Genomic DNA, 20,322 nt, shown 5'->3' with positions numbered 1-20,322 from the left:
CGCGCGAAATCGGCGCAACTTCGGTTGAAGGTATGATAGCGCTTCCCTATAATCGCGCAAGATTTGTGCAGGTGACTGATGATTTATTGAGCAACAAGTTGTAAGCGTGACTCATTTATTGGGCTGGGGAATCATGTGCTGAAGATCTATCTGAAGAACTATGCAGCGACTTGAGACCCAACGGCGAAAAGCTTACTTCTTCAGGCTGACAGCAATTCAGCTGCTAATGACGCTTGTTGGTATGCTATTGGCTTTCCCTGTTGCTCATATGGCAGGCGTATTGTCGGTAGTTACAGGAGCATTAGTGGCGCTGTTGCCGCACATTTTTTTTATACAGCGAATGGGAATTTTTCGAACAAGGCATCGCGCTCCGCGCGCAATGGACCTATTTCGCGCCGAAGCAGGCAAGTTTGGTTTGACGGTGGCACTTTTTACATTGGTGTTCGTTGTAGTGCCCCCCTCAAACCCCGCTTTCTTTTTTTGCGCTTACGTTGCGATTGTTCTGACGCATTGGTTAGCACCATGGCTAATGCTTGGGAATCGCACAACTAATTGAGGTGACATGTCTATGGCCGCAGGAAACGAAGTCTCAACGACTTACTATATCCAGCACCACTTGCAGAACCTAACCTTTGGCAAGCATCCAGAAAATGGTTGGTCGCTGGCACATTCGGCAGAAGAAGCGAGTGAGATGGGCTTTTGGGCTATCCATCTGGATACCATGGGCTGGTCCATTGCGATGGGCTTGTTGTTTATCTGGCTTTTCCGTAAAGCTGGTAAAATGGCAACCACTGGCGTGCCAGGCGGACTGCAAAATGCCGTAGAGATGGTGTTTGAATTTGTTGAAGATATGATCAAAGGGGCTTTTAAAGGGCATAACCCGATTATTGCGCCGCTTGCATTAACGTTGTTCGTGTGGATTCTGTTCATGAACACGCTGAAAATTATCCCGGTCGACTATTTCCCAGTGTTGTTCAGTAAACTGGGCGTCGATTACATGAAGATTGTGCCGACTACTGATGTTAATGCCACATTGGGGTTAGCACTGGGTGTTTTCGGTCTGATTCTTTACTACAGCTTCAAGGTGAAAGGCGTTGGTGGCTTTGCCAAAGAGCTTTCATTGACACCTTTCAACCATTGGGCCTTGATTCCTTTCAATTTGCTGCTTGAAATCGTTGCCCTACTTGTTAAACCGTTCAGTTTGGCGATGCGTCTTTTCGGTAACATGTTTGCCGGTGAAGTTATTTTTATCTTGATTGCTATGCTGCCGTTCTGGGCGATCTGGGTACTCGACGTGCCGTGGGCGATTTTCCACATCTTGATTGTTGTTCTTCAGGCATTCATTTTTACCGTATTGTCAGTGGTGTATTTAAGCGCTGCGCACGAGCATCACTAAGACGTGCTGCTTGTTAGAAATTAACCCTTAACATCAACCCTCAACCTTGACCTTTAACTTGAAAAACTAGGAGCATTACCATGGAACTAATCTACATTGCTGCCTCCATCATGATCGGCTTAGGCGCTCTGGGCACCGGTATCGGTTTCGCTATCCTCGGTGGCAAATTGATCGAATCTACGGCTCGTCAGCCGGAGCTTGGTGACCAACTTCAAACCAAAACCTTCCTAATGGCTGGTCTGCTGGATGCTGTACCGATGATCGGTGTTGGTATCGCGATGTACCTGATCTTCGTTGTTGCCGGTTAATGACAGCTTAGCCGGGCGGCAGTCCCGCTCGGTTTTGTTTCACTCCGGTCGCCACGAACTTGTCAGAGGTACATCCCTGTGAATATCAACATGACGCTTATCGGGCAGACGATCGCCTTCGCGATCTTTGTCTGGTTTTGCATAAAGTATGTGTGGCCTCCGATCAGCAACGCGCTTCACGAGCGTCAAAAGAAAATTGCTGATGGCTTAGACGCAGCCAGCCGTGCTACTCGCGATCTTGAGCTTGCTCAAGAACGTGCAGAGCAAACACTGCGTGAAAGCAAGGAGCAGGCTTCTCAAATCCTCGAGCAAGCCAATAAGCGCTCTGCTCAAATGGTTGAAGAAGCACGTGAACAGGCCCGCGCCGAAGGCGAACGCCTCATGGTTAGTGCACGTTCTGAAATTGAGCAAGAAGTTAATCGTGCAAAAGACGAGCTTCGTGCCCAAGTTTCTCATCTTGCCATTATTGGTGCCGAGCGTGTGCTAGAAGCTTCGGTCGACGAGAAAGCACATCGCAAGTTACTTGATGAGCTTGCTGCTGAACTGTAAGGAGGTGACCCATGGCGGAATTACTTACCGTCGCTCGTCCTTACGCTAAGGCGGCGTTTGAATACGCGCGTGATCATAAGGCGCTTGATAGCTGGACCCAAGCGCTTGGTTTTTTAAGCGCTGCGGTAGCTAACAGCGATCTACGTCGTCTGTTGGGTAGTCCAAAACTTGAAAACGACAAAAAGGTAGCGCTGCTTTCGGATATGTTGCCCGAAAAGCAGGAAGACCTGTCGCGGTTTTTGGATACCCTGGCTGACCAAGGTCGTTTGTTAGCACTGCCCTTCATTGCTGAACAGTTCGAGTACTTACGTGCCGAACATGAACAGCGTGTTGATGTGACGGTTACGTCAGCTTATAAGCTGACTGCCGCACAGCAGACCAAGCTAGCGAACGCGCTTAAGAAACGTCTGAATCGCGAAATCTCCATTACTACTCAAGTGGACAAGACGCTTATTGGTGGTGTCATCCTACGTGCTGGCGATACCGTTATTGACGGTTCGGTACGTGGTCGATTGAACCGCCTTTCCGAAGCGCTGACCGCTTGAGTCTGAGGGACATGGCATGCAGCAACTGAATCCTTCCGAGATCAGCGACATCATCAAGCAGCGAATTGAGAAGCTTGACGTCGCATCCGAAGCCCGTAATCAGGGCACCATCGTCAGCGTTTCCGACGGTATCGTGAAAATTCACGGCCTCGAAGACGCGATGTTTGGTGAAATGATTGAATTCCCTAACAGCATTTTTGGCATGGTACTGAACCTGGAGCGTGACTCCGTTGGTGCCGTTGTCTTGGGTGACTACCTGCAACTTCAAGAAGGCATGACCGCTCAATGTACGGGTCGTATCCTAGAAGTGCCGGTAGGCCCTGAGCTGGTAGGTCGTGTGGTCGATGCGTTGGGTAATGCCATCGACGGCAAAGGCGATATCAACGCCAAAATGACTGATGCGGTAGAAAAAGTAGCGCCTGGCGTTATTACCCGTCAGTCCGTTGACGAGCCGATCCAAACAGGTTTGAAGTCCATCGACGCCATGGTGCCAATCGGTCGTGGTCAGCGTGAGCTGATCATCGGTGACCGTCAGATTGGTAAGTCTGCCATTGCTATCGATGCGATCATCAACCAGAAAGGCAAAGGCGTTACTTGTGTTTACGTGGCGATTGGTCAGAAGCAGTCGACCATTGCTAACGTGGTACGCAAGTTAGAAGAACACGGCGCTCTGGAACACACCATCATTGTGGCTGCTGGCGCTGCTGATCCGGCACCGATGCAGTTCTTGGCCGCTTATTCTGGTTGCACCATGGGTGAGTACTTCCGTGACCGTGGTGAAGACGCACTGATCGTTTATGACGATCTTTCCAAGCAGGCTGTGGCTTACCGTCAGGTATCACTACTGTTGCGTCGTCCGCCTGGTCGTGAAGCCTATCCTGGTGACGTTTTCTATCTCCACTCACGTCTGCTAGAGCGCGCTGCGCGCGTTAATGCTGATTACGTTGAGAAGTTTACTAACGGTGAAGTAAAAGGCAAAACCGGTTCTTTGACCGCACTGCCGATTATCGAAACCCAAGGTGGAGACGTTTCTGCGTTCGTTCCGACCAACGTTATCTCGATCACCGATGGTCAGATTTTCTTGGAAACCAACCTGTTTAACTCCGGTATTCGTCCGGCGATTAACGCAGGTCTATCGGTTTCTCGTGTTGGTGGTGCTGCGCAGACCAAAATTATCAAGAAGCTGGGTGGCGGTGTTCGTCTGGCCTTGGCTCAGTACCGTGAGCTAGCGGCGTTCTCGCAGTTTGCTTCTGATCTTGATGAAGCGACCCGTAAGCAGCTTGAGCATGGTCAACGCGTTACCGAACTGATGAAGCAAAAGCAGTACTCGCCGATGTCAGTGGCGGAAATGGCGCTGTCTCTGTACGCCGCTAACGAAGGTCACCTGGATGATGTGAGCGTCGATAAAGTGCTGGACTTCGAACGTGCTCTGCACGATTACATGAAGTCTGAGCACAACGATCTGCTCGATAAGATCAACCAGACCGGCGACTACAACGGCGAGATTCAGGACGGCTTGAAGTCAGGTCTCGAGAAGTTCAAGGCGACTCAGAGCTGGTAATGTCCGGCCCGCCTGCGGGCGGGCTTGCATGCTTTCTGAGAGCCACGAACGAAGGGTAGATCGCTATGGCAGCTGCAAAAGAGATACGCACCCAGATCGGGAGCATTAAAAATACGCAGAAGATTACCAGCGCCATGGAAATGGTAGCTGCATCTAAAATGCGTAAAGCACAAGATCTGATGAAGGCTGGCCAGCCGTATGCCAAGCAGATTCGTAATGTGGTAGGCCACATTGCTGACGCAAACCCCGAATACAAGCACGACTACATGGTCGAGCGGAGTGAGGTGAAGCGCGTTGGTTATATTGTGGTATCTACTGACCGCGGTCTGTGTGGTGGCTTAAACGTCAACCTGTTTAAGGCAGTGGTGAAAGATGCCGTTGTCTGGAAACAGCAAGACGCTGAGCTAGACTTCTGCGCCCTCGGCTCTAAAGCCGGCGCCTTTTTCCGCAACTATGGAGGCAACCTGGTTGCTGCCAAGAGCGGATTGGGAGAATCGCCGTCTGTCGAAGGACTGATCGGTAGTATAAAGGTCATGTTAGAAGCGTACGACGCAGGACGTATTGACCGCTTGTTTGTGGTGTATAACGAATTTGTTAACACTATGACGCAGCGGCCCGTCGTACGTCAGCTTCTTCCGTTGTCGTCCGATATGGGCGAAGACGCGAAGCATGACGAAGAAAACGCCCGTCCCGGAAGCTGGGACTACCTGTATGAACCGGATGCCAAGGCGTTGCTAGACAGCCTGTTGGTTCGATTCATCGAATCACAGGTGTATCAGGCGGTAGTCGAAAACGGTGCGTGCGAACAGGCCGCCCGAATGATCGCTATGAAGAGTGCCACTGATAACGCGGGCAACCTGATCGACGATCTGGAGATGGTATACAACAAGGCCCGTCAGGCCGCCATCACCCAGGAAATTTCCGAGATCGTCGGCGGCGCTTCTGCCGTATAACGCCTAGGGGGCTAGCTATCGCAAAGGTAGCTCCCGGCAGACAGGTTTCATTTGCAGGTTTTTGAGAGGAACCAAGATGAGCGGACGTATCGTACAAATCATCGGCGCGGTGATTGACGTAGAGTTTCCGCGGGACTCTGTGCCCAAGGTCTACGACGCGCTGAAGGTCTCTAATGCTGAGACCATCCTCGAAGTCCAGCAACAGCTGGGCGACGGCGTGGTGCGCACCATTGCCATGGGCTCTACTGAGGGCTTGAAACGTGGCTTGGACGTGACCAACACAGGTACCGCGATTTCCGTACCCGTTGGTAAGGAAACGCTAGGTCGCATCATGAACGTGCTCGGTGAGCCGATTGATGAAGCTGGCCCGATTGGCGAGCAAGAACGCATGCCAATCCACCGTAAAGCACCAAGCTACGCTGACCAAGCAGCTTCCAATGAGCTGTTGGAAACCGGTATCAAGGTTATCGACCTCGTTTGCCCGTTCGCTAAGGGCGGTAAAGTTGGTCTATTCGGCGGTGCGGGTGTTGGTAAAACCGTTAACATGATGGAGCTTATCCGCAACATCGCCACCGAACACAGCGGCTACTCTGTATTCGCCGGTGTAGGTGAGCGTACGCGTGAGGGTAACGACTTCTATCACGAAATGACTGAATCCAACGTTATCGACAAGGTATCGCTGGTTTATGGTCAGATGAATGAGCCGCCCGGCAACCGTTTGCGTGTTGCGTTGACCGGTCTAACCATCGCTGAGAAATTCCGCGATGAAGGCCGCGACGTTCTGCTGTTCGTCGATAACATCTATCGCTACACCCTGGCTGGTACTGAAGTATCTGCACTGCTGGGTCGTATGCCATCTGCGGTAGGTTATCAGCCGACGCTGGCTGAAGAGATGGGCGTTCTGCAAGAGCGCATCACCTCTACTAAAACGGGCTCTATCACGTCTGTACAGGCCGTTTACGTACCTGCGGATGACTTGACTGACCCATCGCCGGCGACGACCTTCTCGCACTTGGACGCCACCGTTGTATTGGCACGTTCAATTGCAGAGCTTGGTATTTATCCTGCGATTGACCCGCTGGACTCTACGTCGCGTCAGCTAGATCCGCTGGTCGTTGGTGAAGAGCACTACAATGTAGCACGTGGTGTACAGAACGTTCTGCAGCGTTACAAAGAGCTGAAGGATATCATCGCGATTTTGGGTATGGACGAATTATCTGATGAAGATAAGTTGGCTGTATCTCGTGCGCGTAAAATCCAGCGCTTCCTGTCGCAGCCGTTCTTCGTCGCTGAGGTATTCACTGGTTCGCCCGGTAAGTATGTTTCTTTAAAAGATACAATTCGTGGCTTCCAGGGCATCCTCGCGGGCGAGTACGACAACCTGCCGGAACAGGCCTTCTACATGGTCGGCTCCATCGACGAAGCTGTCGAAAAAGCCAACCAGATGAAGAAGTAATCCCGTCCATTAGGGGGATTCGCTATGGCGAATAGCTTCACTTGCAATATCGTCAGCGCTGAAGATTCCATCTTCTCAGGTACTGTCGAGATGGTGGTAGCTGCAGGGATTATGGGTGACCTCGGCATTTTGCCGGGGCACACTCCGCTGCTGACCGAGCTTCAACCGGGCCCGGTTCGCGTGATCCACGATGGTGGCAAGGAAGAGAACTTCTTTGTCTCTGGTGGCTTCATGGAAGTACAGCCGACCATTGTTACGATCCTGGCAGATGCAGCGACGCGTGCTAGTGACCTCGACGAGGCCGCTGCTGAAGAAGCGCGTCAGCAGGCGTTGAAAGCCTTTAATGAAAAGTCATCGGAGCTGGATTATACCCGTGCTGCCGCTGAACTTGCCGAAGCCGTTGCACAGCTGCGAACGATTCAGCAGCTGCGCAAAAAGGCGGGTAAAGGCTAAGACACGCGCTAGCGTGCATAAAGCGCTCCTTGAACCCGAGAGGGTTTAAGGGGCGTTTTTTTTGTCTGGTACTATGAGAAAACGCATTCAGCGTAGGGATGCTCGTCTGTAACACTTCACCTGCACAATATGCGTCTGCACAAAGGGAGATAGCGATGTCATTGAACGATGAAGCCTTGCAGGAATTAAAAACCGAACTGCTCAACGAGTTGGCCAAGGAAGCGCCTAGTAAATCAGTACTATCTTTGCGTTTGGCCGAAACCCGCTCGGCGGATATCGGTGAAGTGCTTGAGGAGATGATTGAAGACGATGAGGAGTTGCCTGCGGCACTTTGTCTGTTGGATATTCTGTCTGCCGAGCGCGCTGCTAATGTCTTGGGTTATTTACCAGGAGAAAGCCAGCTTGAGGTAGTTGGTAAGCTGTCTGATACCCAAGTGCTTAAGCTTCTCGAAGAGATGGGGTCTGATGAGCGAGCGGATCTGTTTAATCTGCTTGGTGAGGACCGTCGCGAAGCGTTGTTGCGTCGTATGGCCCACCAAGAACGTGAAGATCTTAAACGCCTAGCAAGCTACGAAGAAGGCACGGCAGGCGCCATCATGACCTCTGACTATGTCGCCATAGCCAGTGGCATGACGGTGTCTCAAGCCATGATGCGGGTTCGCCAAACGGCCCCAGATGCGGAAACGGTGTATCAGCTTTATGTGCTCGACAGTAATGGCCAGTTAATAGGGACTATGTCACTGCGCCAGTTGATGGTGGCTCGTCCTGGTGCGTTAGTTGACGACATTATGATTAAAGACGTTATCAGTGCACCGGTCGATGAAGAGCAAGAAGAGGTGGCGCGCATTGTGGCTCGCTATGATCTGCTGGCATTGCCTGTGTTGGATGCTGATGGCCGTATGGTAGGCATCGTCACCCACGATGACGCCATGGACGTTGCCGAGTCGGAAGCTACCGAGGATATTCATAAAGGGATGTCTATCGGCCAGCTAGAGGATGGTGTTAGCCGTGTTCCGCTGTGGAGCCTTTACCGCAAGCGTGTTACCTGGCTGGTACTGCTGGTATTTGCCAATCTTTTTTCAGGAGCTGGCATTGCCTACTTTGAGGACACGATTGCAGCCCAAGTTGCGCTGGTGTTTTTCCTGCCGTTGCTGATTGGTAGTGGAGGTAACGCGGGGGCTCAGGCAGCCACGTTGATGGTACGCGGTATGGCGACTGGCGATATTGGTGTGAAAGACTGGAGTAAGATGTTAGGCCGTGAACTGCTGGTAGCTGGCTCGCTGGGCATCACCATGGCAATTGCAGTAGCACCTATAGGGATTTTTCGTGGCGGTGAAGCAGTCGCTATCATCGTGGCATTAAGCATGGTGACCATTGTTCTGTTTGGTAGCATGATCGGTATGTGCCTACCGTTTGTACTAGAGCGCTTTAAGGTCGATCCTGCTACTGCTTCAGCCCCATTGGTGACAACGTTAATTGACGCCTCTGGAGTATTGATTTACTTCACTATTGCCACCGCCATATTAACAAACGTATAGCTTGTTTTTGGGCAGCCAATTTTAACTTAGACAGTTTTAACGCATCGCACTGCTGGCAGCGCGGGTAATAAACATAACTTCCACGTGGCCTAGCCACTCAATATCGCTGGCGAGCGCCTTTAGTTGGCTGGCTAAGCACTGGGGGGGCTGGTGTACGGAATCGCCGATAATCAGCGATACCGACACTTTATCGTCTAAATAGTGGAGTTGCAGCTCGGTTAATGTGCGCCAGACAGGATGCATATACCAGCGCTCGTTCAGTGCGGCTTCCACTTCGGGCCGCAGCGGGAGGCCGGGGAGACGGCTGGGATCGCCTTCTCCAGCATCATCTTCGGGGTCAACGTGAAAAATAACATCGGTGAGCAATGGAAACTCATGCCGTAAACGTCGACTTACTTCGTTGCCGATTTCATGGGCTTCAGACACAGTGATTTTTGGCCCGACCACCACATGTAAGTCGACCATGACCCAGCCTGCAGACTGGCGGGTGCGTAAGTCATGAACACTGTCTACCCCTGGGACGCTTTGAGCAACATTATGCATTTGTCGTTGAACGCTTTCAGGTAGCGCGGTATCCACTAGTTCTCTTGCTGACTCCCAGAGTAAATCCCAACCTACTTTGCCAACTAGTAAGCCAACAATGATAGCGGCAACAGCGTCTAGCCAGCCCAAACCAAACTGTGCGCCAATTAATGCAACCAATACTACTGCGGTGGAGAGTGCATCGCTGCGGGAATGCCAAGCGTTTGCTTCCAATAGCTTAGATTTAACGCGTTTAGCAACGCGCATGGTATAGCGAAAAATCCACTCTTTACTGAACAAGGCAATGATTGTAATGACAATAGCCACCATGCCAGGGGCACTAACCTCAGTACCACTAAACAAACGATCAAGGCTAGACCAGGCGATACCACCTGCCACAAATATCAGTACGCTACCCAGCAGTAGCGTCGTTAGGGTTTCGATACGGCCATGACCGTAATGATGATCATCGTCTGGTTCCTGGCGGCCGTAGTGGATAGCAGCTAGTACAAAACCGTCGGTCACAAGATCTGAAAGTGAATGGATACCATCGGCAATCAGCGCCGCCGAGCCCACCCAAAAGCCTACCACGACTTTAACAATGCTCAACAAGCCATCCAGCCAAGCGCCAATATAAGTAACACGCTTGGCCTCTCGGCTATCTAGCTCATGCTTGGGAACCACTGGCGATTCTACGGTCTGAGTCATGAGGAACCTTGCTGGGGCACATACTTCCAATAGATGTCTATTGTAGCGCACAGTGTCTAAGCTCTATACCTTCTTGTGAATTTGCTCGTATGCTGGATGCGGACAATGAATTAAGGGATGTGTATCCTTAGCGCCATTGCGAGCGCATGAATGTCACAAAGCACATAAATATCATTAATAGTTAAGCACAGGATAACCCATGGATTGGTTACAGGTAGTTGTGTTAGCGGTAGTTCAGGGGCTCACCGAGTTTTTACCTATATCGAGTTCAGCCCACCTTATATTGGTACCTGTTTTGACTGCCTGGGAAGATCAGGGCCTTGCCTTCGATGTGGCGCTGCATCTTGGCAGTTTAAGCGCTGTTGTGATCTATTTTAGGCATGAAATTGGCAGAATGATCGCTAGCAGCTTGGCCGCACTTCGCGGCCAAGCGGTTAATAATGATGCCATGTTGGCGTTTTGGGTCGTTATTGCCACGTTGCCAGTGTGTATCGTCGGTTTTTTGCTTCACGATGTGATCTCAGGTTACATGCGCTCTACGCTAATCATTGGTGCCAGTTTGATTGTTTTTGGTCTGCTACTTGGTTACGCAGACTGGAAAAAACGCGGCACGCGTAGCGAATACCAGATGACGTTAAAAGATGTGCTCATCATTGGTGGCGCTCAAGTATTGGCACTTATTCCTGGTACCTCGCGCTCAGGCATCACCATTACGGCGGCATTAATGGTGGGGATGAGCCGAGAGGGCGCAGCACGGTTTTCATTTCTACTGTCAATTCCTGTCATTGTGCTGGCAGGTGGCCTTGAGGCAATAAACTTACTGAAAGACCCTCAGCTTATCGATATACCGGCCATGCTGGTAGGTACTTTACTCTCGGGCATTAGCGCCTATGTGTGTATCCACTACTTCCTGGTTGTGATTAAAAAGCTGGGCATGCAGCCATTTGTGGTGTATCGGGTGCTGTTTGGGGCTTGGTTGCTATGGTTTTTCCACTTCTAGTTCTTTCAGCGATAGAGGTTTTCCATTGTTAACCCAGTGCGTTTTATTCAAGGAAAAATAAAATGAAGATTAATTCTCGGTGGTTAAAATGTTCGGGACTATTGCTCATTGCTGCTGGGGCATTAATGGGGTGTTCAGAAAATGATCGGCCTTTAGATACTCCTGTTCGCTTTGAAGGCGGTATTTTTGGGACGTTTTATCAAGTCACCATTGCGGACCCGCTAACCCAAGGCGAAGCGAATGCATTGGAAGAAGGTTTCCTAGCGGAACTCAACGACGTTGATCAAGCGATGTCGACTTACCGCGATGACGCCGAGCTTGTGGTCTTTAATGATGCTCCCCTTAATGAATGGCAACCGCTTTCTAACGAGTTAATTGAAGTGCTTGCGATTAGCCATTCGGTATCAGAAGCAAGCAACGGCGCGTTTGATATTACCGTTGGCGATGTGGTCAATTTATGGAGTTTTGGCCCTGAAGCACGCCCTGAAGAGGTGCCTTCAGACGCGGAGCTTAGCGAACGCATGGCCACGATTGGCTATGATGCGGTTGAAATCGATACTCAGCTTATGCAGGCGCGGCGCTCGCGGGATGTATTTGCTGATTTGTCGGGTGTGGCTAAGGGGCATGGCACTGACCGCGTTGGGGCATATCTGGATCAACAGGGGATTGAAAACTACCTCGTTAATATTGGTGGCGAATTAATTGCCCGTGGATACCGTGACTTAGAAGAGCAAAGCCCTTGGCGTGTTGGGATTGAGGTACCACATAACGGCGTACCAGAAGCACAGCATGTTATTCCTCTTGAAAGTATGTCGGTTGCAACATCTGGGGATTATCGCAACTATTTTGAAGTAGATGGTGAGCGTTTTTCCCACACTATCGATCCTCGCACCGGTCGGCCGGTTAAGCATCAGTTAGCGTCCGTGTCTGTTTTTCACCCCTCTAATGCATGGGCCGACGCGTGGTCCACGGCTATCTCAGTCGCAGGTAGCGAAGAGGGGATGCAGATGGCAATTGAGAATAACCTCAATGTATTGATGTTAGTGAAAGAGAACGATCATTGGCGAAGCGTGGCCAGTCCCGCCTTCGTGGAATACTTCGATGAAGCGCTTATAGATGAACTGGGTATTGAAGCCTGGGAAGCTCCCGCCGCCAACCGTTAAACCGTTACAGGTGACTAAAATGCAAGACCTTGATGTCGTTATCCTTGCCGCTGGAAAAGGCACACGTATGCGCTCACAAACACCAAAAGTGCTGCATACGCTGGCAGGCAAATCTATGGTGCAACATGTGTTAGATACTGCCAGTGGTCTTACACCTACTCGTACGCATGTCGTGATTGGCCATGGTGCAGACCAACTACGCGAAGCGCTAGCAGAGAGCAATGTAACGTTTGCGGTTCAGGAAGAGCAAAAAGGTACTGGCCATGCAGTTGCTCAAGCGCAGTCTCAATTAGGTAATGGGAACGTGTTGGTTCTGTATGGTGATGTTCCTATGATCCGCCGTGAATCACTGATGGCACTTCTCAGCCAGGTTGATGAGCAGCACATGGGGCTACTGACCGTTACGTTGGAAGATCCGTCTGGTTACGGACGTATTGTTCGTAATGATGACGGTGAGGCAGTGGCTATTATTGAGCAAAAAGATGCCAGTGCCGACCAGCTTGCCATTACCGAATGCAATACCGGCATCATGGCGATGACCAGTGCTCAGCTTAAACGGTGGCTACCACAGCTTTCTGCCGAAAATGCCCAGGGCGAGTACTATTTAACTGATGTGATTGCGATGGCGGCAAACGAAGGCATCAAAGTGTGTACTGCCCAGCCAGCCAGTGCAGTAGAAGTTGAAGGCGTGAATAACCGTTCACAAATGGCTCGTTTAGAGCGCGCTTATCAACTGCAGCAAGCTGAGGCGTTAATGGCCCAAGGCGTTGCATTGGCCGACCCGGCAAGAATTGATATACGCGGTAAGCTCACCTGTGGTCATGATGTGTTTATCGACGTGGGCTGCGTGTTTGAAGGTGACGTAGAGCTGGGTGAAGGGGTGCGGGTTGGGCCTTACTGCGTGATTAAAAACAGCACGATTGGCGCTGAAAGCGTTATCGACAGCCATAGTGTGATCGATACAACAGTCGCTGCTGGATTGAACCAAGTTGGCCCCTTTGCACGGCTGCGCCCCGGCACACGCCTAGCAGTCAAAGCTAAAGTAGGAAACTTTGTTGAAACCAAAAATGCAGATGTCGGTGAAGGAAGTAAAATCAATCACTTAAGCTACGTTGGTGATGCTCGCCTGGGGCGGGATGTGAACGTGGGCGCGGGCACTATTACCTGCAACTACGACGGCGTGAACAAACACCGCACCGAGATTGGTGATAACGCCTTTATTGGTTCTAACACCGCCTTAGTGGCCCCTGTCACGGTGGGTAAGGGAGCCACTGTTGGTGCGGGCTCAACGATTGCTAAAGACGTTGCTGAGCACGCATTAGCGGTAACCCGCAGCCGACAGTTAGAAAAACCAGACTGGCCTCGCCCGGTTAAAAAAGCTAAATAAATTTATTATCTAGCTGACTTGTTAGGTTCTAACAGTGTTTTACCCTATCTAGAGATTAATGGTTATGCGTGGCGGTTCTAAAAAGCACGGATGTGGATCAGCCACGTCACCTAGCCAAGCGTGTTATGGTCGAGTAAAGCACTACTAGAGTAAATTTTTCGGGCAGTGTAAAACTGCTTTACAAGATGCGGCAAATGGCCGCATCTTTAGCACGCCCGCTGCGTTGCAGCACGTAATTAGTGTGCTTATCATCGTGGCGGTCTTTCTTAACCCTGCCAGGATCACTTCACTATGAAACCACCTAACGTCCTTGCAATGCGGCAGTCTACTTGCCGGTTTGCTTGGTTGTTGATTGCGCTATGTTTGTTTGCTTTTCCCACCCTCTCCTATGCCGCTTCTGGCCCTTTAGACCTTACCGTTTCGTTTGTTGGTATCGCCTCTGTTGTCATCTTCGTTCTTGCCTATGCCTTGGTGATGAGCGAAGAATTGATTCATATGCGCAAATCTAAACCAGTCCTGGTAGCCGCTGGGCTTATCTGGGCCCTGGTGGCGTGGGTCTATGTACAAGCGGGCATGCCTCATGAAGCGGAAGCTGCTTTTAAAGAAACGCTGCTTGAGTACACCGAGTTGTTACTGTTCTTGCTGGTAGCGATGACCTATATCAACGCCATGGAAGAGCGCCGTATCTTTGATGCCCTGCGGGCATGGCTTGTTCGCAAAGGCTTTAGTTACCGTAGCCTGTTTTGGATTACGGGCTGTCTTGCCTTTGGTATTTCTGCCATTGCCAACAACATGACCACGGCGATGTTGATGTGCGCGGTTGTGTTGAAGGTGGCCGAAGGCGATAAAAAGTTTATTAGTCTGTGCTGTGTCAACGTGGTGGTAGCATCAAACGCAGGCGGCGCGTTCAGCCCGTTTGGTGATATCACCACGTTGATGGTGTGGCAGGCGGGCCAGGTACCGTTTGGTGGTTTCTTTGCACTATTGATGCCTGCCATCGTCAACTTTATGGTGCCTGCGGTGATCATGAATTTCTTCATCGTTAATCGCCAGCCTGCATCGCTCAAAGAGAATGTCTGGCTCAAACGTGGGGCGCGGCGAATTATCGTACTGTTTTTGATTACTGTGGCGATCTCAGTGCTGTGCCACTCGGTGCTTTATTTGCCCCCGGCGATGGGCATGATGTTTGGCCTTGGCCTACTGCAATTCTTTGGTTACTACCTACGCCGCAGCCTGCCACGCTCCCTGGAGCGCAAGCGTGAGCGTTACTCACGTCGCGGCGACTGGAAGAAGCTGGAGCAACTGGGAAGTGTTGTTCCTTTTGATATCTTCAGCCGTATTGCCCGCTCAGAGTGGGATACGTTGTTATTCTTCTATGGGGTCGTGATGTGTGTTGGCGGCCTGGGTTTCATGGGCTATTTAAGTCTATTGTCAGAAACCCTTTACGGTAGCTGGAACCCGGTGTGGGCCAACGTGGTGCTGGGGATGATTTCAGCGGTCGTCGATAACATTCCGGTGATGTTTGCGGTACTTTCTATGGCACCGGATATGTCGGAAGGCAACTGGCTGCTGATTACCTTAACCGCCGGTGTGGGCGGTAGTCTGCTTTCGATGGGATCTGCAGCGGGTGTGGCGTTAATGGGCCAAGCACGGGGTATTTATACCTTTATGGGGCACATACGCTGGGCGCCCGCTATTTTGTTGGGCTATGCTGCCAGCATTATGGTTCACCTATGGATTAATGCAGCGCTGTTTTAAATTAGCGGCTAATTCAGATAGGTAAAACAAACGCCCCTTATCAATTGATAAGGGGCGTTTTGGTAAATGCTAGCGGTAGACTTGACCAGTTTGTCTTCGAGACTATAAATCGTGCCCGGTAATGACTTTGCAAATATCGGCAAAGCTACTGGCCGTTGGCACTGCTGAAGAGGTGGCCTGCATCGTGGTTTTATTGCCCATGGCGTGTTGTATATCGGTGGCAGAAATAATACCGCGTACGCTTAATGGTTGATTTTGTTTATGCTCAGTAATCAACAAGTGCTGTTCTGTAAAACGCTCCATGGAAAGCACAAGGTCTTCAATCGTTAATGAGTTAAGTTGCTCAAAGGGCATCGCACTAAGTTTTTGCCAGGGCGTCATAATCATATCGGCTGTAATTTCCGTACGATCAAGGTTTCTCTGCTGCATCGCCAAGTTAATGCGCCGTGTTCCGATGACTTCTTTGGCGGTGAGCACGCCAATGCAGTGGTTTGCTTTGTCGAGAACAAACAATAGGCGAACACCGCCATGGCGCATTTTTAAATGGGCATCGTCGATGGGCGTATCAGCGGATACTGACTGAGGCGTGACCTGAGTAAAATCTGTTAGCACCGATAACGCAGGGCTTTCAGGTGTTAACTGTTTTGCTGTTGGCGTAATAAGCAGTGGCGTTTCACCAAACTGGATCAGTGGTTTGGGGGAGTGGACGAGCATATTCATTCAGGGAATCTCCGTTATGTGAATAGATAGGTCGTTAATGGCATTGCCTATCTTGTACTTTCACACTTGCACGGAATTCTTATGGGAATCTTAACAGCTCTCTTATGGCCGATTATTTTTTGGCTGACGCTGTGTTAGGGCGTGCCTGCCCAACGTTACTCGCACGCGAAGCCCGCCGCTAGGGGCATGATCGAGCTGTAAGACGCCTTGATGGCGTTTGACTAAGCGCTCGACAATGGATAGCCCCAAGCCCGCGCCAGCACTAGTCCCTGCACGTTGGAAGCGCTCCATCACCCGGCTGCGTTGCGCTGCAGGAATACCGGGTCCTTGATCATCAACAGTGACGATAACGTCTCTTGTCGATGCCTCAAGCGTGACCGTGATAGCACCTTGCGCAGGCGAGTGTTGAATGGCGTTACCCACTAGATTTTGTACCAGTGTTTCGATAGCGCCGGGTTCTTCTTCTATTGCCCAGTTAGCTGAGTCATCCGCGTCCAGTAACAGCTGTTGATGTCGCTCTGCGGCTAGCGGAGAGAGCTTTGCCAAGGTTTCGCGCGTTTCATGTAATACATCGGAACAGCGATACTCTGGTAATGGTTCTTCTTCGGGGTCTAGGCGTGCCAGGGTTAATAGCTGAGAGACTAGCCGCGTTGAGCGGGCCACGCCGCTGCGTAAGTGGTGCAGGGCTTCCTCTCGGTCATCGGCGTTGTCAGCAGTGAGCGCATTTTGCGCATGCAAATCAAGTACTGCTAAGGGGGTGCGCAGCTCGTGGGCCGCATCGGCAATAAAGCGCTTTTCGCGAATACGCAGTTGGCGGAGCCGTTCCAACAGCCGGTTTATGGCGCCAGAAATGGTCTCCAGTTCTAGGGGAAGTGGATGAAGCGTCAGCGGTTTTAGGTGGTGGGGATCGCGGGTACGGATTTGCTCTGCCATACGCGATAAAGGAGCGAGCCCCCAGCCGATCGACCACCAGAGTAATAGTGTCAGTAACGGTAGACCAATGAGATCAGGTAATAAGGTGCGTAGTGCCACTGCACTGATCAGTTCACCACGCGCGTCCTCTCGCTCGCCCACCACCACGCGTTTGTCTGTGCCAGTAATTTCCAGGACGTAAATGCGCCAGTCATGCTGATTCACCGACAGCGTTGAATAACCCGGTGGTTGCTGGGTAAGCGGTGTATCGGGGGCGCTGGCGGAACGCAGCAGAAGACGGTCGCCTTCCCAAAGCTGAAACGCCAGCTTGGTTTCATAGCGATGGCCTGCAAAACGGTTATCGGATTGCTCTGCACGTAGCAGCGCATCCTCCACGCTATTTAATAAAAGCGTACGGTCGCTATCAGGCAGTGGTGCCTGTAGTAGCCCTTCTAGCAAACGGGCATTTTGTGCCAGGCTAGCATCATGAAGTTCTTCAATCTCATGGGCAGCATAGCGATAGCTAATAAAGCCAATCACTAGCATGCTCGCGCCAAACACAAGCAGCGCAAGCCCCAGGGTGCGCTGACGAATAGAACTCATAGGCTTGCCTGGTGCCATTTAATCATCACGATTTATCCATGACATAGCCGATCCCTCTTACGGTGCGGATGACCTCAGGAAACAGCTTTCGCCGTAAATGGTGGATATGCACTTCGATAGCGTTGCTTTCGACATCTTCCTCCCAGCCGTAGACTAATCGCGTTAAGGTATCGCGGGTGAACACACGGCCTGGATGGCTCATAAACTCCTGCAGTAGCGTTAGCTCACGGCGCGAAAGTGTGATCACTTGATGTTGATAACTCACCTGTAAGGTCTGCGGGTCCAGGCTAATCTCACGACAGGTGAGCAAGCCGCTGGATTGTCCTTGGCTACGGCGTAACAAAGCACGCAGACGCGCTTTTAATTCTGCTACTTCGAAAGGTTTAGTGAGGTAGTCGTCGGCACCCGCATCCAATCCCTCGATGCGGTTATCCATCGCATCGCGGGCGGTCAGAACCAAAATCGGCAGTTGGCTGCCATGCTGGCGAATAGCGCGCAGCACTTCCATGCCATCAATCGTCGGCAAACCAAGGTCTAGGATGACCGCATCAAAGGGTTCATTTTTAAGCGCATGAAGCGCGTTATTGCCATCGGCTAAATGATCTACCGTATAGTGCTCAGGTTTCAGCGCCATACGAATCCCCAACGCCAAACTAGGGTCGTCCTCAACCAGTAAAATGCGCATATCGATGGATGACTCCTTTCATTCACGGCGGGCTACTCAGGAACGTAACATGACACGTCATTCTTCTTTCGGCCACCGCTCCTTAGCCTGCGCAGTAATGCAGTGCCCACCTGAACAACGGCGTGAAGCATTACTGCATTTAGCTGCGGTGCATGATCCTGCGCAGCAGCCTGCATTACAGCATGCCTTATCAACGATAAAAGCTGGCTCTGACGCTGTTTGGCAGGGCCTTTGGATAGCTACCCAAGCGGGCCATATCGAAGCCGCCGCCTGGGTACAGCCATTGGCTAATCAAACGGCTCAGCTTTGGCTGCCCAGGCAACATAATTCGGCATCTGATGCGCTGTTGAAAGCCTTGCAAGGCTGGGTAAACGAGCAGTCGATAGCGCTATGTCATGTGGTGTTACCTGATAATGCAACCAACTGGGAAACGGCACTAGTCGCCCACAACATGCGGGTACTTGCCACCCTGGAGCACCTTATGTGGCAGTGCCAAACCGTTCAATCGCTCGCTAACATGCTAACGCTAAGCCCCTTTGCTGAATTGTCTCCCGCGCAACAGCGGGCGCTGGTAGCGAACGTCAGTGAAGGCTCGTTAGACTGCCCAGGGCTTCGCGAAGCGCTCACCATTGACACCTTGCTTGCTGGATTTTATGACCAAGCGCCGCAGGCACCAGAGCACTGGTATCAAGTGCGGCATCAGGGGGAAACCGTCGGCGTGCTATTACTTGCTCCTAACCATACGACCCAGCGCTGGTCATTGCAGTTGATGGGGCTGTTGCCTGAGTGGCGTGGCGGGGGAATGGGCAAGGCAATTATTCAACAAGCGCAGGCGTTGGCTAGCCAGGCGGGAGCCAGTGACATCACGCTCACCGTTGATGCGCAGAATATCCCCGCAAAGCGTGTATATGCTCAGGCAGGGTTTACGCGTTATGCTCAGCAGCGTTTACTGGCTTGGTGTTAACTAGGTGATCGTTGGCACCTTTTTTAAACTGCTGAATAAAGCACAGAGTACGGCATAGGTTGAATTGCCGCGCTTAGTAGCATTTTCTTACGCTTAGCGTTCTCGGTATACTAATGCGATATGCACGTCTTGGCGTCTCGGTTGCCGCAGGTTGATGATGTCGCTGCCGCGCGCAGGGGTTAAGCACAAAACGTTTTATGACAAAACTCAAGAGGTGGTGAGAGTGAAATCTAAGCTGATCATGAGCGGGCTGGCGGCCCTAGGCGTCATGGCAGGCACATCCGGTGCTTATGCCCAAGACGCAGCACGTGACGCAATCGCTGAGCGCCTAGCGCCGGTAGGTCAACTTTGCTTGCAAGGCCAAGACTGTGGTACCGCAGCAGCGCCGGCTGCCGCTAGTGGCGGCGGCGATGAGATCGATGGCGAAGGTATTTACAACAATATCTGTATGGCGTGCCACGAAACCGGCGCTGCTGGCGCTCCGGTGCGTGCTGATGAAGCCGCATGGGCTGAACGTACTGAGCAAGGCTTTGCCACGTTATTAGAGCATGCCATCAACGGTATTGGTGCAATGCCCGCTCGAGGCGGCAACCCCAACCTTTCTGACGAAGAGATGGAAGCGGCGGTGGCTTACATGGTTGAGCCTGTCATGGAGGTTCCCGAGCTAGGGGGCGGTGAAGAAGAAGCGGCTGCTGAAGCGACTGAAGAGGGCGCCAGCGACGATACGGCTGTGACAGAGGATGCCGGTGAAGAGACAACTGACGCTGCAGCTAGCGAAGAAGAAGCAGTCGCCAGTGAAGACGAAGCTTCTAGTGGTGGCAGCGGTTTAGATGGTGAAGCGCTTTATGCCAGTGCTGGTTGTGTGGCTTGCCATGCTGCCGGTGTCGCTGGTGCGCCCAAGCTAGGCGATGCCGAAGCGTGGGGCCCGCGTATCGAGCAGGGTACCGATGCGCTCTACCAAAGCGTATTTAACGGCAAAGGCGTGATGCCACCACGCGGTGGTAGCAGTGCCTCTGACGAAGAGATCATGGCCGTTGTCGATTACATGGTGTCTCAGGCACAGTAATTATTGCCGTTGCTGAATGATGTATCCACAGGCGGGTTGCTAAAACCCCCTGTGGATATTTTTTTGCTTATGATT

20 protein-coding genes are annotated in these 20,322 nt (G+C 51.6%); 16 read left to right on the top strand and 4 right to left on the bottom strand.

Annotated features, from left to right (window positions below; translation table 11 throughout):
• Positions 1–160 precede the first annotated feature (160 nt).
• The 10 genes from ACN06F_RS18200 to mgtE all read left to right on the top strand — a co-directional run bounded on the left by ACN06F_RS18200 (position 161) and on the right by mgtE (position 8,759).
• Positions 161–556 carry an ATP synthase subunit I gene (locus tag ACN06F_RS18200; RefSeq protein WP_433924465.1) on the top strand — a complete coding sequence of 132 codons (396 nt, stop codon included), beginning with the start codon at positions 161–163 and terminating at the stop codon, positions 554–556.
• 12 nt (positions 557–568) lie between these two features.
• Complete coding sequence (gene atpB, locus ACN06F_RS18195; protein WP_038479865.1) at positions 569–1,396, top strand: F0F1 ATP synthase subunit A; 828 nt, start codon at positions 569–571, stop codon at positions 1,394–1,396.
• A gap of 80 nt (positions 1,397–1,476) precedes the next feature.
• Positions 1,477–1,704, top strand: coding sequence for a F0F1 ATP synthase subunit C (gene atpE / locus ACN06F_RS18190; RefSeq protein ID WP_038479860.1), 228 nt, complete (start codon positions 1,477–1,479; stop codon positions 1,702–1,704).
• 78 nt (positions 1,705–1,782) lie between these two features.
• Positions 1,783–2,253, top strand: a complete 471-nt coding sequence (locus tag ACN06F_RS18185) for a F0F1 ATP synthase subunit B (protein WP_038479857.1) — start codon at positions 1,783–1,785, stop codon at positions 2,251–2,253.
• Between the two features lie 11 nt (positions 2,254–2,264).
• On the top strand, positions 2,265–2,798 hold the full coding sequence (locus ACN06F_RS18180) for a F0F1 ATP synthase subunit delta (RefSeq protein WP_271911271.1): 534 nt from the start codon (positions 2,265–2,267) through the stop codon (positions 2,796–2,798).
• A gap of 16 nt (positions 2,799–2,814) precedes the next feature.
• Positions 2,815–4,359 carry a F0F1 ATP synthase subunit alpha gene (gene atpA, locus ACN06F_RS18175; RefSeq protein WP_193085111.1) on the top strand — a complete coding sequence of 515 codons (1,545 nt, stop codon included), beginning with the start codon at positions 2,815–2,817 and terminating at the stop codon, positions 4,357–4,359.
• A gap of 65 nt (positions 4,360–4,424) precedes the next feature.
• Complete coding sequence (atpG, locus tag ACN06F_RS18170; RefSeq protein ID WP_038479848.1) at positions 4,425–5,312, top strand: F0F1 ATP synthase subunit gamma; 888 nt, start codon at positions 4,425–4,427, stop codon at positions 5,310–5,312.
• A 76-nt stretch (positions 5,313–5,388) separates the two neighbouring features.
• Positions 5,389–6,768, top strand: coding sequence for a F0F1 ATP synthase subunit beta (gene atpD, locus ACN06F_RS18165; protein ID WP_038479845.1), 1,380 nt, complete (start codon positions 5,389–5,391; stop codon positions 6,766–6,768).
• A gap of 24 nt (positions 6,769–6,792) precedes the next feature.
• Entirely contained in the window at positions 6,793–7,221 is a 429-nt protein-coding gene (locus tag ACN06F_RS18160) for a F0F1 ATP synthase subunit epsilon (RefSeq protein ID WP_038479842.1), read from the top strand.
• 155 nt (positions 7,222–7,376) lie between these two features.
• Positions 7,377–8,759 carry a magnesium transporter gene (gene mgtE, locus ACN06F_RS18155; protein WP_038479839.1) on the top strand — a complete coding sequence of 461 codons (1,383 nt, stop codon included), beginning with the start codon at positions 7,377–7,379 and terminating at the stop codon, positions 8,757–8,759.
• Between the two features lie 36 nt (positions 8,760–8,795).
• Here the strand turns inward: mgtE and ACN06F_RS18150 are convergent, their stop codons facing one another.
• Positions 8,796–9,989 (bottom strand): cation diffusion facilitator family transporter, encoded by a 1,194-nt coding sequence (locus tag ACN06F_RS18150; RefSeq protein WP_038479836.1) that lies wholly within the window; start codon positions 9,987–9,989, stop codon positions 8,796–8,798.
• A gap of 199 nt (positions 9,990–10,188) precedes the next feature.
• On the opposite strand from ACN06F_RS18150, the gene ACN06F_RS18145 reads away from it, so the two are divergent.
• The 4 genes from ACN06F_RS18145 to nhaD all read left to right on the top strand — a co-directional run bounded on the left by ACN06F_RS18145 (position 10,189) and on the right by nhaD (position 15,297).
• Positions 10,189–10,989 carry an undecaprenyl-diphosphate phosphatase gene (locus ACN06F_RS18145; RefSeq protein WP_433924464.1) on the top strand — a complete coding sequence of 267 codons (801 nt, stop codon included), beginning with the start codon at positions 10,189–10,191 and terminating at the stop codon, positions 10,987–10,989.
• 62 nt (positions 10,990–11,051) lie between these two features.
• On the top strand, positions 11,052–12,152 hold the full coding sequence (locus ACN06F_RS18140; protein ID WP_038479829.1) for an FAD:protein FMN transferase: 1,101 nt from the start codon (positions 11,052–11,054) through the stop codon (positions 12,150–12,152).
• A 19-nt stretch (positions 12,153–12,171) separates the two neighbouring features.
• Complete coding sequence (gene glmU / locus ACN06F_RS18135; RefSeq protein ID WP_038479826.1) at positions 12,172–13,539, top strand: bifunctional UDP-N-acetylglucosamine diphosphorylase/glucosamine-1-phosphate N-acetyltransferase GlmU; 1,368 nt, start codon at positions 12,172–12,174, stop codon at positions 13,537–13,539.
• A 291-nt stretch (positions 13,540–13,830) separates the two neighbouring features.
• Positions 13,831–15,297 carry a sodium:proton antiporter NhaD gene (nhaD, locus tag ACN06F_RS18130; protein WP_433924463.1) on the top strand — a complete coding sequence of 489 codons (1,467 nt, stop codon included), beginning with the start codon at positions 13,831–13,833 and terminating at the stop codon, positions 15,295–15,297.
• A gap of 102 nt (positions 15,298–15,399) precedes the next feature.
• Here nhaD and ACN06F_RS18125 read toward each other — a convergent pair whose 3' ends face one another.
• The 3 genes from ACN06F_RS18125 to ACN06F_RS18115 all read right to left on the bottom strand — a co-directional run bounded on the left by ACN06F_RS18125 (position 15,400) and on the right by ACN06F_RS18115 (position 18,217).
• Positions 15,400–16,017 carry a CBS domain-containing protein gene (locus ACN06F_RS18125; RefSeq protein ID WP_120386009.1) on the bottom strand — a complete coding sequence of 206 codons (618 nt, stop codon included), beginning with the start codon at positions 16,015–16,017 and terminating at the stop codon, positions 15,400–15,402.
• Between the two features lie 102 nt (positions 16,018–16,119).
• Positions 16,120–17,532, bottom strand: coding sequence for an ATP-binding protein (locus ACN06F_RS18120; RefSeq protein ID WP_038479817.1), 1,413 nt, complete (start codon positions 17,530–17,532; stop codon positions 16,120–16,122).
• Positions 17,533–17,557: 25 nt separating this feature from the next.
• Positions 17,558–18,217, bottom strand: coding sequence for a response regulator transcription factor (locus ACN06F_RS18115; RefSeq protein ID WP_038479814.1), 660 nt, complete (start codon positions 18,215–18,217; stop codon positions 17,558–17,560).
• A 49-nt stretch (positions 18,218–18,266) separates the two neighbouring features.
• Here ACN06F_RS18115 and ACN06F_RS18110 point away from each other — a divergent pair, with 49 nt between their 5' ends.
• Together ACN06F_RS18110 and ACN06F_RS18105 are read left to right on the top strand one after the other, a co-directional pair.
• On the top strand, positions 18,267–19,181 hold the full coding sequence (locus ACN06F_RS18110; RefSeq protein ID WP_433924462.1) for a GNAT family N-acetyltransferase: 915 nt from the start codon (positions 18,267–18,269) through the stop codon (positions 19,179–19,181).
• A 223-nt stretch (positions 19,182–19,404) separates the two neighbouring features.
• A complete protein-coding gene (locus tag ACN06F_RS18105) occupies positions 19,405–20,247 on the top strand; it encodes a c-type cytochrome (protein ID WP_038486438.1) in 843 nt (280 codons plus the stop codon).
• Positions 20,248–20,322: the final 75 nt, after the last annotated feature.

The organism is Vreelandella sp. 21, assembly GCF_050995515.1.
GTDB lineage: Bacteria > Pseudomonadota > Gammaproteobacteria > Pseudomonadales > Halomonadaceae > Vreelandella > Vreelandella alkaliphila.
Note: the sequence above shows the minus strand (reverse complement) of the source record. Positions and strands in the feature narration are given on the sequence as shown.

Coding starts and splice junctions, on each gene's coding strand:
- ACN06F_RS18200 (WP_433924465.1), top strand. CDS start 161: ATGCAGCGACTTGAGACCCAACGGCGAAAAGCTTACTTCTTCAGGCTG.
- atpB (WP_038479865.1), top strand. CDS start 569: ATGGCCGCAGGAAACGAAGTCTCAACGACTTACTATATCCAGCACCAC.
- atpE (WP_038479860.1), top strand. CDS start 1,477: ATGGAACTAATCTACATTGCTGCCTCCATCATGATCGGCTTAGGCGCT.
- ACN06F_RS18180 (WP_271911271.1), top strand. CDS start 2,265: ATGGCGGAATTACTTACCGTCGCTCGTCCTTACGCTAAGGCGGCGTTT.
- atpA (WP_193085111.1), top strand. CDS start 2,815: ATGCAGCAACTGAATCCTTCCGAGATCAGCGACATCATCAAGCAGCGA.
- atpG (WP_038479848.1), top strand. CDS start 4,425: ATGGCAGCTGCAAAAGAGATACGCACCCAGATCGGGAGCATTAAAAAT.
- atpD (WP_038479845.1), top strand. CDS start 5,389: ATGAGCGGACGTATCGTACAAATCATCGGCGCGGTGATTGACGTAGAG.
- ACN06F_RS18160 (WP_038479842.1), top strand. CDS start 6,793: ATGGCGAATAGCTTCACTTGCAATATCGTCAGCGCTGAAGATTCCATC.
- mgtE (WP_038479839.1), top strand. CDS start 7,377: ATGTCATTGAACGATGAAGCCTTGCAGGAATTAAAAACCGAACTGCTC.
- ACN06F_RS18150 (WP_038479836.1), bottom strand. CDS start 9,989: ATGACTCAGACCGTAGAATCGCCAGTGGTTCCCAAGCATGAGCTAGAT.
- ACN06F_RS18145 (WP_433924464.1), top strand. CDS start 10,189: ATGGATTGGTTACAGGTAGTTGTGTTAGCGGTAGTTCAGGGGCTCACC.
- ACN06F_RS18140 (WP_038479829.1), top strand. CDS start 11,052: ATGAAGATTAATTCTCGGTGGTTAAAATGTTCGGGACTATTGCTCATT.
- glmU (WP_038479826.1), top strand. CDS start 12,172: ATGCAAGACCTTGATGTCGTTATCCTTGCCGCTGGAAAAGGCACACGT.
- nhaD (WP_433924463.1), top strand. CDS start 13,831: ATGAAACCACCTAACGTCCTTGCAATGCGGCAGTCTACTTGCCGGTTT.
- ACN06F_RS18125 (WP_120386009.1), bottom strand. CDS start 16,017: ATGAATATGCTCGTCCACTCCCCCAAACCACTGATCCAGTTTGGTGAA.
- ACN06F_RS18120 (WP_038479817.1), bottom strand. CDS start 17,532: ATGAGTTCTATTCGTCAGCGCACCCTGGGGCTTGCGCTGCTTGTGTTT.
- ACN06F_RS18115 (WP_038479814.1), bottom strand. CDS start 18,217: ATGCGCATTTTACTGGTTGAGGACGACCCTAGTTTGGCGTTGGGGATT.
- ACN06F_RS18110 (WP_433924462.1), top strand. CDS start 18,267: ATGACACGTCATTCTTCTTTCGGCCACCGCTCCTTAGCCTGCGCAGTA.